Here is a 13,796-nt window from a genome sequence, read left to right as displayed (position 1 = left end):
TTAGTGCGTGCGGTCTTGCAGCGCGCGGCGATGTTCAATTGCCGCATGGCCCGCGCTGGCCAAGCGCAGCACCCGGCGCGGCAGCGCCTCGCCCGCCTTTTCGAGTTCGATCGCCAAGGTCACCACGCGCCGCCCCCAGATCGCGGTCCAGCGTTGTGCGCTGATCGGTTCGGCGCGTTTGCCGATCAGTTCCAAATCGGCCGCAAGGCGCGCTTCGGTGCGGCCAATCAGGGCCGGGCCGGGCCGGGGCAGGGCGACATAGCAGGCGACAATTGCCAAGGTGCCCACCGTCATCGCGCCCGCCGACTGCACCACTTCGGCCATCAGCGCGGGCGGCGCGCCCGCTTGGCTGGCCAGCATGAAGCACATGTTCGCATCCAGCGCATAGATCGCAGTGCGCGGATAGGCGCGCGCAATCGCCCCCACAGCGATAAAGGGGGCAATGGTCACCACCAGATCCAGCCAGCCCGTCAAATAGGGCTGCAATTCGATGCGATAGGCCGCGCCAAGCAGCGCCCCGATCACCACCCCAACCGCCATTTTCGGCGCGATCAGCTTGGGCTGCGGCAAAGACCCCATGACAAGCGCAAAGATCGCCATCGAAAAGGCCGTCAATTCCATCGCAAACCCGCCGATCAGGATTTGCAGCAAAGAGCCGCCAAGGCTGGCCAAGGCCGCCACAACCGCGCCGCGCAGCGCCAATGTGGGGTTGGCCGGGGGGGCAAGGCGCGGCAGGTCGCGCCCCGAAGGCGCGGTGGCGCTTAAATCGTCGGTCGCCGCGCCAAGCGCGGCCAGCGCATGCGCCAGTCGGGGCAAAGGCCCGGTGTCGGGCAGCGGCCCAGTGCCCGGCGCATCGGACAAAAGCCGCTGTGCAGCCTGCCGCGTCGGGTAGTTGCGCGCCGCCTCGGTCGCCGCTTCCAGCAGCGCCAGACCCGCTGCCAGAATGGCATCCAGCGCGGCCATGCGCTGATACCCCTCGCGCGAGCCTGCCGCGACCAGACGCGCCTTGGTTTCAAGCTCCGCGCCCAGATGGATCACCTCGGCCACGGCCTCATCTTTGCGGGTCGTGGTGGCGCGGGTGTCAAGCAAAAGCCGCGCCACTTCGGGAAAACGCTGTGCAAGCGCCGCGCCCTCGGCGCGAAAGCCCGCGCTGTCGGCCTTGGGGGTGAACAGCCCCACAATCACCGCCACGCTGACCCCGCCGATCACGGTGCAGGCCAGCCGGTCCATCGCCAGATCGAACCCGCCAGAAGGGTCCAGCAGCGCCGGGATCACCACCACCGCAATGGTGAGCGCGGTCATCAGCGGCAGGTAGTTGCGCACGCCTTGCCACAAATGTGTCAGCGCGCCGCCAGCGGCCAAAAGCACGGCCATCGCAACGGCGGTGACCCAGGGCGAGGGGGAGAGTGTCAGCAGCACGAGTCCCAGCGCGCCGCCGATCACCGTGCCCAAAAGCCGCCAAAGTGCACGTTCAAACACCACGCCGCGCCACGGCTGCGCGACCACCCAGACCGGCATCGCGGCCCAGAAGGCATGGTCAATGCCCAAGGCAGTGGCAAGAGCAAAGGCCGTCCAAGCGGCCAAGCCAAGGCGCAGTGCTTGGCCCAGTTGGGTTCGTGTCATGTGTGAAACCTTATTGGTCCCGCGCGGGCGCGTCGGGCAGGGAAAACGGAAAAGCGGTCACGCCTTGGTGGTGGCGCTCAGAAGGGTGTCGATATTGGCCTCGAGCCGGTCGAGCAGGCGGCGTGCCATTTCGACCTCTTCATCGGGCACACCGGCAAAGATTTCGTGGCGCAGCGCGCCCAGCGGACTGGCAAGCGAGCCAAGGAAAGCATGCCCCCGGTCGGTGACCGAAATCAGCTTGGCGCGCCGGTCCTCGGGGTCTTCGCTCCGCATAACAAAACCTCGCGCGACCAGCGTATCAAGCACCCGCACCAAGGTCGGCCCTTCGATATCGAGATGGTCGGCCAACTCCTTTTGCCGATAGGGCCGGTTTTGCCGCGCCAAGAAGCGCAGCGGCAGAGTCGAGGCGGTGCTTAGCCCATGCGCCGCAAAGACCGTATCCATCACGCGCCGGTAGCGGCGCGACACGGTGATCAACCGATGCCCCAAATCCTCATGCGCTCCCGAAGCGAGCATTGTTGCCTCCTATTTTGATAGGTTTGCTATCTAATTTGCGGAGGTTGGTCTGGCAAGAGGTCGAGTGCGCCGAATGCTCGCGGTAAAGATGAAGTGATAAAACCCTATTTTTAAAAGGTTCCGTCAAAATATGTGCAAATTCGCACAAGATGACGCCAATTGTTCGGATTGGAACTAATTAGCAAACCTACCTAGTTTTGGCGCAATGGCACAGACCGGACAGAGCCACGACGCTTTGCCCATGGGGCCGTCATTGCACGAAAGGGGGGCATCATGTCCGCAGAAAATTTTGACTATATCATCATCGGGGCCGGTTCGGCCGGGTGCGTTCTGGCCTATAACATCCTGAGCCGCCAGCGTGGCAGCGTGTTGCTGCTTGAAGCGGGCGGAAGCGATTTCAACCTGTTCATCCGCGCCCCCGGCGGCATGTCGCGGGTGATCCCCACGAAATCCTGGCCCTATATGGCCGAGCCCGAAGCCGCGACGATGAACCGGCCCATGGATGTGCTGCAAGGCCGTGTGCTGGGCGGCAGTTCCTCGATCAATGGCATGGTCTATGTGCGCGGCCACAAGGCCGATTATGACGCTTGGGAACAGGATTTTGGCGCCACCGGCTGGAATGGCGATGAAATGCTGCATTATTTCAAAAAGGCCGAAAACAACGAGGCCATGGCGAATGACTATCATGGCAATGATGGGCCCTTGCCGGTCAGCGAAAACCGCTATCGCCACCCGCTGAGCGAAGCCTTCTTGCGCGCCGGGCAACAGGCGGGCTATCCTTATATCGTCGATCACAATGGAGCCCAATCCGAGGGCGTAGGCTTTTATCAGACCACCACGCATAAGGGGCTGCGGGCCTCGACCGCGCAGACCTATTTGCGCCGTATCCGCAAGGACAAGAACCTTAAGCTGCAACTCAATGCGATGGTGCAGCGGGTCGAGATCGAAGACGGGCGCGCCACCGGCGTGACCTATAACCAGCATGGCAAGACCGTGACCGCCCATGCCCGCAAAGAAGTGATTGTGACAGCAGGCGCGATTGGCTCGGCCAAGGTATTGCAGCTTTCGGGGCTTGGTCCGGCAGAGGTGCTGCGCCGTGCGGGCGTGGCGCAAAAGGCCGAGCTTCCGGTGGGCCGCAACTTCCACGACCATCTGCATATGTCGGTCAATGCCGCGATCACCCAGCCGATCTCGCTTTATGGGCAAGATAAGGGGCTGAACGCGCTGCGCCACGGGATCGAATGGACCTTTTTACGCTCGGGCGTGCTGACCTCGCCGATTTTGGAAGCCTTCGCCTTTATCGACAGCACGGGGGCGGGGCGGCCCGATGTGCAATTCCACTTTCTGCCCGTGCTTGATACGTGGGATGACCCGGATCTGAACCAAAAGGGCCGCGACCACGGCATCACCATCAAGACCGGGCATTTGCAGCCGAAATCGCGGGGCGCGGTGGAAATCCGCTCTGCCAACCCCGAGGATCTGCCGCGCATTCGCGCCGGGTATCTGGAAGACCCGCGCGATGTGGCAGGGCAGATCCGCGCCGCGCAACTGGCGTTGAAATTCTTCGATCAGCCCGCGCTGAAGGGGCATGTGAAAGAGTTGTTCAACCCGACCGTTTCAGCGGATGACCTTGCGGGGCTGGAAGCTTGGGTGCGGCGCACCGCGCGCACGGTCTATCACCCGGTTGGCACCTGCCGCATAGGCCAAAACCCCGCTACCTCGGTCGTGGACCCGGAATTGCGGGTGCATGGCATCAAAGGGCTGCGCGTCGCGGACAGTTCCACCTTCCCGCATATCCCTTCGGGCAACACCAACGCCCCCACCATCGCGCTTGCCGAAAAGGCCAGCGACCTGATTTGCGGCCGGCCCAATAGCGCCGCGATTGCCGCCGAATAAGAACGGAGACCAAGACTATGGCACAACAAGAGATTCTGCCCGAAGTGCGCGCCTTTCTGGCGCGCCAACAGGGGCATTTCATCAATGGCAAAGCCGTTGAGGGCAAAGGCAAACGGATCGACATCAAGACCCCCGCCAATGGCGATGTGATCGGTTCTGTCGCGCAGGCGACGCCCGACGAGGTGGAAGAGGCGATCGCCAGTGCCGATGCCGCCTTTCGCGGCGCTTGGGCAGACACCGCCCCGGCCGAGCGGGAGCGCATCCTTTATCGTTTTGCCGATCTGATCGAACAACATGGCGAGGAAATCGCCCAGCTTGAAACGCTGCAATCGGGCAAGCTGCTGGCCCTGTCGCGGATGATCGAGGTGGGCTGGGCGGCGCAATTCCTGCGCTATTACGCGGGCTGGGCCACCAAGATCACGGGCGAGACGATCCAACCTTCGGTCCCGGCGGCGGGCAAGGAACGCTACACCGCGATGACGTTGCGCCAGCCTTTGGGCGTGGTCTTTGGGATCATCCCGTGGAACTTCCCGGTGATGATCCCGGTTTGGAAATTCGGCGCGGCGCTCGCCACCGGCAATACGGCGCTGCTCAAATCCGCCTCGCCCACGCCGTTTTCGCTGTTGCGCGTGGCAGAGCTTGGCAAGGAGGCCGGTCTGCCCGATGGCGTGCTGAACGTGATCAACGGTCCCGGTCGTTTGGGCGATATCATCATTCCCGACAAACGGATCGCCAAGGTGTCGCTGACCGGCTCGGTCAATACCGGCAATATCGTGGCGCAGGAATCGATGAAGGCGAACCTGAAACACGTCACGCTGGAACTGGGCGGCAAGAACGCGGCGGGGTTCTTGCCGGATATGAAGGTCGAAGAAATCGTCGATGGGATGATCGAAGCGGGCTTCATGCATTCGGGTCAAATCTGTGCCTCGGCTGAGCGGTTCTTGGTGCATCGCAGCCAGATCGAGGCGGTGACAGAGGCGATCCGCGCGCGGCTGGAGGCGATGCAACCGGGCGATCCGCTGGATCTTGAGGCCGCTGTGGGCCCCGTTGCGACCGAAGCGCAGTTTCAAAAATGTCTTGAGGCGTTTGAGACCGCACGCGCCGAGGGGGATGACATTGTCACCGGGGGCGCGGCGTTTGACCGGCCCGGCTTCTATGTGAAGCCGACGATCATCCGGCCGAAATCACTGCAAAGCACCTCGTGGCGCGAAGAGGTTTTTGGCCCGGTGGGCACGCTGGTCGCTTATGACGATGAAGACGAGCTTGTGCGCGAGATGAACGACACGCCCTATGGGCTGACCGCGTCTGTCTGGACCCATGATCTATCGACCGCGCTGCGGCTGGTGCCGCAGGTCGAGGCGGGGACGGTCTGGGTGAACATGCACACGATCGTGGACCCATCGGTGCCCTTTGGCGGGGCCAAGGGCTCGGGCATCGGGCGCGAATATGGCTCGGCCTTCATCGAAAACTATACCGAGCTGAAATCGGTGATGATCCGGGCCTGATCGGATCGTCTAGCCGGTGACAAGGCCGCGCGCGCGAAACAAGGCGCGGGCGGCCTCTGTCGCTTCGCGGCTGGGGGGCTGGGTGTCCTTAAGATGATAGGGCGTGCCAAGGCTTTCCCATTTGGACTGGCCCATTTGGTGAAAGGGCAACACCTCCACCATCTCGACCGCCGGGCCCAGATCCGCCACATAATCGGCCATCCGCGCCACTTCATCGGCGGCATCGGTCCAGCCCGGCACCAGCACATAGCGAATGCGCATCTTTTTCCCAAGCCGCACCATACGCTGGGCACAATCCAGCGTCGGTTGTAGCGCCTGTGCGGTCAGGGCCTGATGGCGCGCGGGATCGATATGTTTGATATCCAGCATCACCAGATCGATCGGGTCGAACCAGTCATCGGCCACGCGATCATGCAGATGGCCTTGGGTATCAAGCGCGATATGCAGCCCGAAACAGTCTTTCAGCGCTTGGGCGGCGGCGTTCACAAAGGGCGCTTGCATCATCGGCTCGCCCCCCGAAAAGGTCACGCCGCCCGCGAATTTCAGAAAGCTGGCCACCGGGGCCACCTCGGCCAAGATTTCCTCGACCGCGATGCGGCGACCATTGTGCAGCTTCCAAGTGTCGGGGTTGTGGCAGTATAGGCAGCGAAACTGACACCCCGCCAGAAAGAAGACAAAGCGCATGCCGGGGCCATCCACCGCCGCGCCCGATTCCAGCGAATGCAGGAACCCATGGCAAGGCGCGTCGTGCGGGTCGCACAGCGCCATGTCAAACCCTTGGTGCGGCTGGGGAATGGTCATCCGGTCGGGTCTCACATGCTGGCGTGGAAGGTGCGGTTGATCACGTCAAGCTGCTGAGCGCGGGTGAGTTTGACGAAATTCACCGCATAGCCTGACACCCGCACCGTCAGTTGCGGATAGGCTTCGGGATGGTTCATCGCATCTTCAAGCGTTTCGCGCGTCAGCATGTTGACGTTGACGTGGAAGCCTCCCGCCTTGCAAAACCCGTCGAGGCAATTGGCAAGGTTGGCGATCTGCTCAATCTCGCTATGGCCCATCGAATCCGGCGTGGCGCTTGCGGTCCAGGAAATGCCATCCAGTGCCGCATCATAGGGCAGTTTGGAGATCGAGGCCCCGGCGGCCACAAACCCTTTCTTGTCGCGCCCGTTCATCGGGTTTGCCCCAGGGGCGAACGGCGCCCCGGCGCGCCGCCCGTCGGGGGTGTTGCCGGTTTTCTTGCCATAGACCACGTTGGAGGTGATCGTCAGGATCGATTGCGTGGGCGTGGCACCGCGGTAGAAATGCGGCTGCGCGGCGACCTTTTTCATAAAGGTTTCGGCCACCCAGACGGCGATCTCATCCACCCGGTCGTCATTATTGCCAAAGGCGGGGTAATCGCCGGTGATTTCGAAATCGGTCGCAAGGCCCGCGTCGTTGCGGATCACCTTCACTTGCGCGTTTTTGATCGCGGAAAGCGAATCCGCCACGATCGACAGCCCGGCAATGCCGGTGGCCATGGTGCGCAAAATATCGCGGTCATGCAGCGCCATTTCGATCCGTTCATAGGCGTATTTGTCATGCATGTAGTGGATCGCGTTCAGCGCCTTGACATAGGTCCGCGCCAGCCAGTCCATTGCCAGATCGAATTTCGCGATCACCTCGTCATGGTCCAAAAGATCACCGGAAATCGGGGTCAGGCCCTTGGCCACCTGAACCCCCGATTTCTCGTCCACCCCGCCGTTGATCGCGTAAAGCAACGCTTTCGCAAGGTTGGCACGCGCGCCGAAGAATTGCATCTGTTTGCCGATCCGCATCGCCGACACACAGCAGGCGATGCCGTAATCGTCGCCCCATTTCGGGCGCATCAGATCGTCGTTTTCATATTGGATGGCCGAGGTGTCTTTCGACACTTTGGCGCAGAAATCCTTGAACCCGCGCGGCAGGTTGACCGACCACAGCACGGTCAGGTTCGGTTCGGGCGCAGGGCCAAGGTTGTAAAGCGTTTGCAGCACCCGGAACGATGTCTTGGACACCAGTGTCCGGCCATCTTCGCTCATGCCGCCAATCGCTTCGGTAACCCAAGTCGGATCGCCCGAGAACAGTTCGTCGTAATCGGGCGTGCGCAAAAAGCGGATGATGCGCAGCTTGATCACGAGATCGTCGATCAGTTCCTGCGCGGCCTCTTCGGTCAACCGGCCTGCGGCCAGATCGCGTTCGAAATAGATATCAAGGAAGGTCGAAACCCGTCCCAGCGACATGGCGGCGCCGTTTTGTTCCTTCACCGCCGCCAGATAGCCGAAATAGGTTGCCTGCACGGCTTCTTGCGCGGTGGTGGCGGGGCCAGACAGGTCGACGCCGTATTTCCGCGCCATCTCGCGCAGCTCTTCAAGGGCGCGGAATTGTTCGGACAGTTCCTCGCGTTGGCGCAGCGTGTCTTCGTCGAAAACCGCATCGTCCAATTCGCGGAATTCGGCCAGTTTCGCGGCCTTCAGCGCATCGATCCCGTAAAGCGCGACACGGCGGTAATCGCCAATGATCCGCCCGCGCCCATAGGCATCGGGCAGGCCGGTGATAATGCCCGATTTCCGCGCCGCCAGAATGTCGGGGGAATAGGTATCAAAAACGCCTTGGTTGTGACTTTTGCGATATTTCGTCCAGATTTCAGAGATCGTCGCATCGGGCTCAAACCCATAGGCTTTCAACCCGGCTTCGACCATCCGCAGCCCGCCATTGGGCATGATCGCGCGTTTGAGCGGGGCATCGGTTTGCAGCCCGACGATCAGCTCGTTTTCGCGGTCGATATAGCCCGCATCATGGGCGGTGATCGTGGAAGGGCGGTCGGCGGCCACATCCAAAACGCCCTTTTCGCGTTCCAACTTCAGCAGCGCGGCAATATCGGCCCACAGCTTTTGCGTGCGCGCCGTAGGGCCCGCAAGAAAACCCGCATCCCCTTCAAAAGGCCTGTAATTTTCCTGAATGAAGCCGCGCACATCGATGCTTTCGCGCCAAGTGCCTTCGGAAAAACCGTCCCAGGGGCCAATCAGGGGGCTGTGGATCGAGGTGTCGACGAAGGCATTCATTGGGCAGTCCTTTCCTGCCGGGCGCAAAGCGCCCGCTTACGGCCTGAGCGGTCGGAGTGGGGAAGCTCGCCTGAGGGGCACCGTTGCGGCAGAGTGGATGCCTTGGCGCTTGGTGGAGAGACCTCCAGATGCATTTTTGGTAACTTAAACAGACCAGTGAAGCAAGAAATCTTGACCTCGGGTCATTTTATGAAATGAAACAAAATCAATACGTTAGACCTGCGCGCGGGGCAGGTTTGCGGTAACGGAATGACAAGAATGTTACTCGTCTTGTCGGGGTGGCGAAAGAAAATGTGGTCACTGTAGAATCTTTCTCTACAGCGTGTCTTTCGGACATATCGTTGCGTGGCGGGCAGCGCGCCTGACTCGCGGGGGCAGGGGCGTTTGGCGCTGCCCTAGGCAATATGCCGCGGCTTTAGCCTGGGCACGACGCTTTCCTTTTGGGGGGCAAAGCGGAAAGGTGGGCCAAGTTCAGCCACAGGGGTTTTTCATGCAAGTTGTCTGCTTGACCGTTTTCCGTTTTCCAAAAGTGATGGACCGCTTGTGGGCCGTGGGGCAAATGGCGCTGGGCCATTGGTCTTTGTCGCGGATGGAGGGGCTGGAGTTTTACCGACTGATGGGGTCGGGCACCCAAGAAGGCTTCACCCCGATCCCGAACACCGCCGTTTGGGGCATCTTGACGGTCTGGCCCGATGCGGAAACCGCACGCATGCAGGTGATGACCCATCCGTTCTTCAATGCTTATCGCCGCCGCGCCGCCGAAAGCTGGACCGTGTTCATGGAGCCGACGCGGGCGCGTGGCCAATGGGGCGGTGCCGAACGTCTGCGCCCGGTGCCCGATGATGCCAGCACGCCCGATGGCCCGGTGGTCGCGCTGACGCGCGCGCAGGTGCGCCCGGGGTCGGCGGTGGCGTTCTGGAGCCGGGTGCCGAAAATCCAGACGATGATCGGCGCCGATCCCAATGTGCGCTTCAAGCTTGGGCTTGGTGAATTTCCGCTGTTCTTCCAGATGACCTTCTCGATTTGGCCCAATCGCGCGACGATGGATGCCTTTGCGCGGGGCGAAACCCCGCATGGCAAGGCCATCCGCTCGGCCTATGACGACAAATGGTTCACCGAGGATATGTATGCCCGGCTGCGCGTGATCGGGTCTGAGGGCACATGGAACGGGGCCGATCCGTTGGCGGGGCTGGTCTTCGAAGGGGTGGCCTCGGCCGCTTAACTTCCGGGCCCAAAAGATCGCCCCGGGCTGGGGGTGAGGCCATGCCCGGGGCTTGCATGCTGAAACGGCCTGTCTAGCCGCCGCGCCGCTTGGTTTTGTCTCGCATCACAGTGCGCACCATCTTGCCAAAGGCACGGTCGCGCGCATGAGCCTCGGCCAAGGTTTCGGAATTGTGCCGATCCTCGCGTTGCAGCTTGTGCCAGCGTTCTAGCCGCGCCGGGTCCAGCGTCCCCGCCGCAATGGCCGCTTGCACCGCACATCCCGGTTCGGGGTCATGGCTGCAATCGCCAAAGCGGCAGCTTTGCGCCAGCGTTTCAATTTCGTCGAAGGTGGTGGCAATCCCCTCGGCGGCATCGCTGAGCCGCAGCGCCCGCATGCCGGGGGTGTCGATCAGCCAGCCCCCGGCCGCCATCGCCCGCAATTGCCGCTCCGTTGTGGTGTGGCGGCCCTTGGCGTCATCTTCGCGGATTTCGCCCGTCGCCGCGGTGCCTCCGGTCAGCGCATTGGCCAGCGTGGTCTTACCCACACCAGACGAGCCGAGCAGCGCCACCGTTTGCCCGCGCCCGCACCAATCGGCCAATGCCGTGCCGGGCGCGCGCGCATCCACCATCACCACCGGCACGCGCCGGTCCACCGCCGCCGCGCGATCTTGCCAATGATCGGGCGCGGCGCTCAGATCGGCCCTGCTCAGCACGATCACCGGCGCCACATTGGCCGCGCGGGCAAGCGCCAGATACCGTTCCAGCCGTGCCGGGTTAAAATCGGCATTGCAGGAACTGACGATGAACAAGCTGTCGACATTGGCCGCGATCAATTGCCGTTGCACCCCGGTGCCCGCCGCGCGGCGCGCCAAAAGCGTGCGCCGGGTCAGCAGCCGCACCAGTTGGTTGCCCAGACAAAGGGCCCAATCGCCAACGGCAATGTCACCGGTCGTAAGATCGGCGGGCGGGTGCAAGCTGACCGGGCCGCCGGGGCAAAGGGCGGAGACGCGGTCGCGGTGCACGGCGGCCACGCGGCACGGGGTTAAAACAGAAAGCTCTTCAAGCGTAAGCTGGCGCAAGAAGTCGGGCGCCCAGCCAAGAGCGGCGAGCGTATCAAGATCGGTCAAGGGAATATCCTCGCAAGACACTGAAAGAAGGGCGCCAAAGCGGCGCCGCGAACAGGTCAGGTGGGCGAGGCGGTCGCGGAACTTTCCGCTTAAACGGCCCCGGCCCGGAGGCTTACAAGATCCAACATCGATCCCTCCGTGCTTGCGTGACGGGGTAGAGTTTACGCCTTTGGCGGGCTGCGTTCCAGCCTTATTCCGCTTGCGCCCGGCCTGCGCCCAGCAACACCGCCCCGGTGCCTTTGCGCGCCAGCGCATCATCGGGGTTGCGCAGCGGGCAGATTTCCTTCGACAGGCAGCCGCAGCCAATGCAGCCATCCAGCGTATCGCGCAATTCGCTCAGCCCGTCGATGCGCGCCTGAATCGCCGCTTTCCAGCCTGCCACCATCTCGCGCACCTCATGCACATCGGGGGTTTTGTCGGGTGGGAAAGGGCGCAACAGCGCGGCGATTTCCGTGAGCGAAAATCCCAGATCCTGCGCCACGCGGATGACCGCGATCCGGCGCAGCACATCACGCGCATAGCGGCGCTGGTTGCCCGAACTGCGCAAGGCCGCAATCAGCCCTTTTTTCTCGTAAAAATGAAGCGTCGAAACGGCCACCCCGGCCCGCGCGGCCACCTGCCCAACGCTTAACACCGCCGCCGGGGCCCGGCGGGATTTCCTGTTGGGCGCATTTGTCGCTGCGGGCATGCGATTCCGTCCTTGACCTCAACTTAACTTGAGGTTTTATAAAGCGTGTCGGCTTGTGGGTGCAAGCCCCCCGGACAGAGGACTGCCGGGGTGGACTGTGGCGGACCGGGCGCAAGGCTCCCGCGTCGCGCAAGACACGGAGCAGACAGGGTAATGTCAGACAAAGAGCAAAAAATCGCGCTGGTCAGCGGCGCCAACCGGGGCATTGGCGCGGCGGTGGCTGCGGGGCTGTCGCGCGCGGGCGTGCATGTGCTGTTGGGGTGCCGCGACCTGAAGGCGGGCGAAGAGGCCGCCGCGCCGCTTGTGGCCGAGGGCGGCTCGGTCACCCCGGTGCAGCTTGATGTCACCGATGCCATGAGCGTGGCGGCCTTGGCCGAAAAACTGCAAGGCGATTATGGCCATATCGATATTTTGGTGAACAATGCCGGGGTCGGGCTGGATTACGTGCCGGGCATGAGCATGGTTGAAAAGATGGAGCAGACGCTGGCGATCAACGTCGTGGGCGGGCTGCGTTTGACCGAGGCGATGGTGCCGCTTTTGGAACAAAGCGCCGCGCCGCGGATTGTCAACGTGTCGTCGGAGCTGGCCTCCTTCGGGCTGCGCCATGATCCGGCTTGGGACCACCACGACAAGATCATGCCGACCTATGCGGCCTCGAAAGCGGCGGTCAACGCGCTGACGGTTGGCTATGCCAAGGCGCTGGCCGACAAAGGGATCAAGGTGAACGCGATTTGCCCGGGCTACACCGCGACAGCGGCGACGAATTTCATGCCCGATCGGACCGTGGATCAAGCGGCAGTGGTGATCTTGCAAATGGCGCTTTTGGAAGACGACGGCCCGACCGGCGGCTTCTTCAACGATCAGGGCGCGCTGCCCTGGTAACAGGTTCGGCCTTCCGGCCGGATCTGCAAGGGGGGCGTGGCCCATGCGCCCCCCTTTTGCCGTGCGGCCTGCCGTGCCCCCCGTTTAGCGGCGGGCGTGCAGCGCGCAGCCGCGTGTTGGGTTTCGTGAAATCCACTCATGAATGCATCCGGTTTGGCGGCATTTTTTGCCCCGCCTGCCGGGCTAGCTGATCTTTCGCAAGCGGGCGGCGCCCGTCTGCCGGCCGAAGGGCCGCTTGACGTTCAAGGGAGATCACCAGATGAAACTTCACCTCGCGACCTTTGCGCTGTTGCTTGCGGCCCCCGCCGCCTTCGCCCAAGACATGACCGTTACCCCGGCCGAAAGCCGCGCGGCGCAGCTTGGCTCGTCCGAGTTTTTCACCGGGACGGCTTTGGTCGCACCGGTCTTTGGCCCGGATATGGGCGATGTCAGCGCGGGGGAGGTGACGTTCCTGCCCGGCGCGCGGGCTGCGTGGCATACCCATCCGGCAGGCCAAAAGCTGATCGTGACCGCGGGCAGCGGGTGGGTGCAAGAGCGTGGGCAGGAAAAACAGCTGATCCAAGCGGGTGATGTCGTGTGGTGCCCGCCGGGGGTGGAGCATTGGCACGGCGCGACCGCGACCACGTCCATGACCCATCTGGCCATTCAGCAAACGGTCGATGGGTCTGCCGTGACCTGGAGCGAGCACGTGACCGACGCCGAATACGCCGAGTAAGCGCAGCTAAACAAAAACCGGGGCTGCCCAACGGCGGCCCCGGTTTTTATGCGGTTCCGGCGCGTTTACTCGGCCAGTTCAAACCGGGCCGACAGCGCGCCAGATTTTTTCAGCGGCGCAATCGTGCCTTCAAAGGCGCCCAGCCGCACCAGCCCCGCCGAGCTTGAAAACGGCTTGATGAAAATCGCCAGATTGCCCCAAGGCGCATAAAGCGTGATGTCGCCGGTTTCAGGCTTGTAGGCGCGCGGTGCGCCCGTGGTATCGAGCTTGCCGGGCAGGTCCGAAATTTTCTCGATCCCGTGGTAATCCTCGAGTGTCAGATCCAGCGGCAAAAGAGCCGCGAAACTGCGGCCTGCGGCGGTATCGTCAAGCGTGGCGGTCAGCGTGGCATCGGGCAAAATTACGCGGATTTTGGTCATGGTCGGTGCATCCTCAGCGGCAGAGGGCTCGGCCTGCATCGGCCCGGCCCAGCCAAACGCCAAAAGCGCAAGGCACAGAAACGCGCGGCGATACATGGCGGCTCCTTTCTTAATATGGGGCCGGGGCAGGGGCTGCCCCGGC

12 protein-coding genes are annotated in these 13,796 nt (G+C 62.8%); 5 read left to right on the top strand and 7 right to left on the bottom strand.

The window, feature by feature from the left end; translation table 11 throughout:
• Nucleotides 1-1,623, bottom strand: a complete 1,623-nt coding sequence (locus tag CKO11_RS05535) for an FUSC family protein (RefSeq protein WP_223634043.1) — start codon at nt 1,621-1,623, stop codon at nt 1-3.
• A gap of 57 nt (nt 1,624-1,680) precedes the next feature.
• Nucleotides 1,681-2,139 (bottom strand): MarR family winged helix-turn-helix transcriptional regulator, encoded by a 459-nt coding sequence (locus CKO11_RS05530; RefSeq protein WP_223634041.1) that lies wholly within the window; start codon nt 2,137-2,139, stop codon nt 1,681-1,683.
• Between the two features lie 273 nt (nt 2,140-2,412).
• Between CKO11_RS05530 and CKO11_RS05525 the strand changes: the two genes are divergently transcribed.
• Nucleotides 2,413-4,035: a GMC family oxidoreductase gene (locus tag CKO11_RS05525; protein ID WP_223634039.1), complete on the top strand. Its 1,623-nt coding sequence runs from the start codon at nt 2,413-2,415 to the stop codon at nt 4,033-4,035.
• 17 nt (nt 4,036-4,052) lie between these two features.
• Entirely contained in the window at nt 4,053-5,540 is a 1,488-nt protein-coding gene (locus CKO11_RS05520) for an aldehyde dehydrogenase family protein (RefSeq protein WP_223634037.1), read from the top strand.
• 9 nt (nt 5,541-5,549) lie between these two features.
• Here the strand turns inward: CKO11_RS05520 and pflA are convergent, their stop codons facing one another.
• Together pflA and pflB are read right to left on the bottom strand one after the other, a co-directional pair.
• Nucleotides 5,550-6,341 (bottom strand): pyruvate formate-lyase-activating protein, encoded by a 792-nt coding sequence (gene pflA / locus CKO11_RS05515; protein WP_223634034.1) that lies wholly within the window; start codon nt 6,339-6,341, stop codon nt 5,550-5,552.
• A gap of 11 nt (nt 6,342-6,352) precedes the next feature.
• Complete coding sequence (pflB, locus tag CKO11_RS05510) at nt 6,353-8,620, bottom strand: formate C-acetyltransferase (protein ID WP_223634031.1); 2,268 nt, start codon at nt 8,618-8,620, stop codon at nt 6,353-6,355.
• Between the two features lie 490 nt (nt 8,621-9,110).
• On the opposite strand from pflB, the gene crtA reads away from it, so the two are divergent.
• The gene (gene crtA, locus CKO11_RS05505; protein ID WP_223634029.1) at nt 9,111-9,842 is read left to right on the top strand and encodes a spheroidene monooxygenase; all 732 of its coding nucleotides are present in this window, start codon (nt 9,111-9,113) and stop codon (nt 9,840-9,842) included.
• 73 nt (nt 9,843-9,915) lie between these two features.
• Here the strand turns inward: crtA and rsgA are convergent, their stop codons facing one another.
• Both rsgA and soxR read right to left on the bottom strand, forming a co-directional pair.
• Nucleotides 9,916-10,950, bottom strand: a complete 1,035-nt coding sequence (rsgA, locus tag CKO11_RS05500) for a ribosome small subunit-dependent GTPase A (protein WP_223634026.1) — start codon at nt 10,948-10,950, stop codon at nt 9,916-9,918.
• A 190-nt stretch (nt 10,951-11,140) separates the two neighbouring features.
• Nucleotides 11,141-11,638: a redox-sensitive transcriptional activator SoxR gene (soxR, locus tag CKO11_RS05495; RefSeq protein ID WP_223634024.1), complete on the bottom strand. Its 498-nt coding sequence runs from the start codon at nt 11,636-11,638 to the stop codon at nt 11,141-11,143.
• 153 nt (nt 11,639-11,791) lie between these two features.
• Here soxR and CKO11_RS05490 point away from each other — a divergent pair, with 153 nt between their 5' ends.
• Nucleotides 11,792-12,520, top strand: coding sequence for an SDR family oxidoreductase (locus CKO11_RS05490; protein ID WP_223634016.1), 729 nt, complete (start codon nt 11,792-11,794; stop codon nt 12,518-12,520).
• A gap of 259 nt (nt 12,521-12,779) precedes the next feature.
• Nucleotides 12,780-13,235: a cupin domain-containing protein gene (locus CKO11_RS05485; RefSeq protein ID WP_223634005.1), complete on the top strand. Its 456-nt coding sequence runs from the start codon at nt 12,780-12,782 to the stop codon at nt 13,233-13,235.
• Between the two features lie 65 nt (nt 13,236-13,300).
• On the opposite strand, the gene CKO11_RS05480 is transcribed toward CKO11_RS05485, so the two are convergent.
• Nucleotides 13,301-13,750, bottom strand: a complete 450-nt coding sequence (locus tag CKO11_RS05480) for a cyclophilin-like fold protein (protein ID WP_223634002.1) — start codon at nt 13,748-13,750, stop codon at nt 13,301-13,303.
• Nucleotides 13,751-13,796: the final 46 nt, after the last annotated feature.

Source organism: Rhodobacter sp. TJ_12, from assembly GCF_020023995.1.
Lineage (GTDB): Bacteria > Pseudomonadota > Alphaproteobacteria > Rhodobacterales > Rhodobacteraceae > Rhodobacter.
This window is presented reverse-complemented; position numbering and strand designations above follow the sequence as displayed.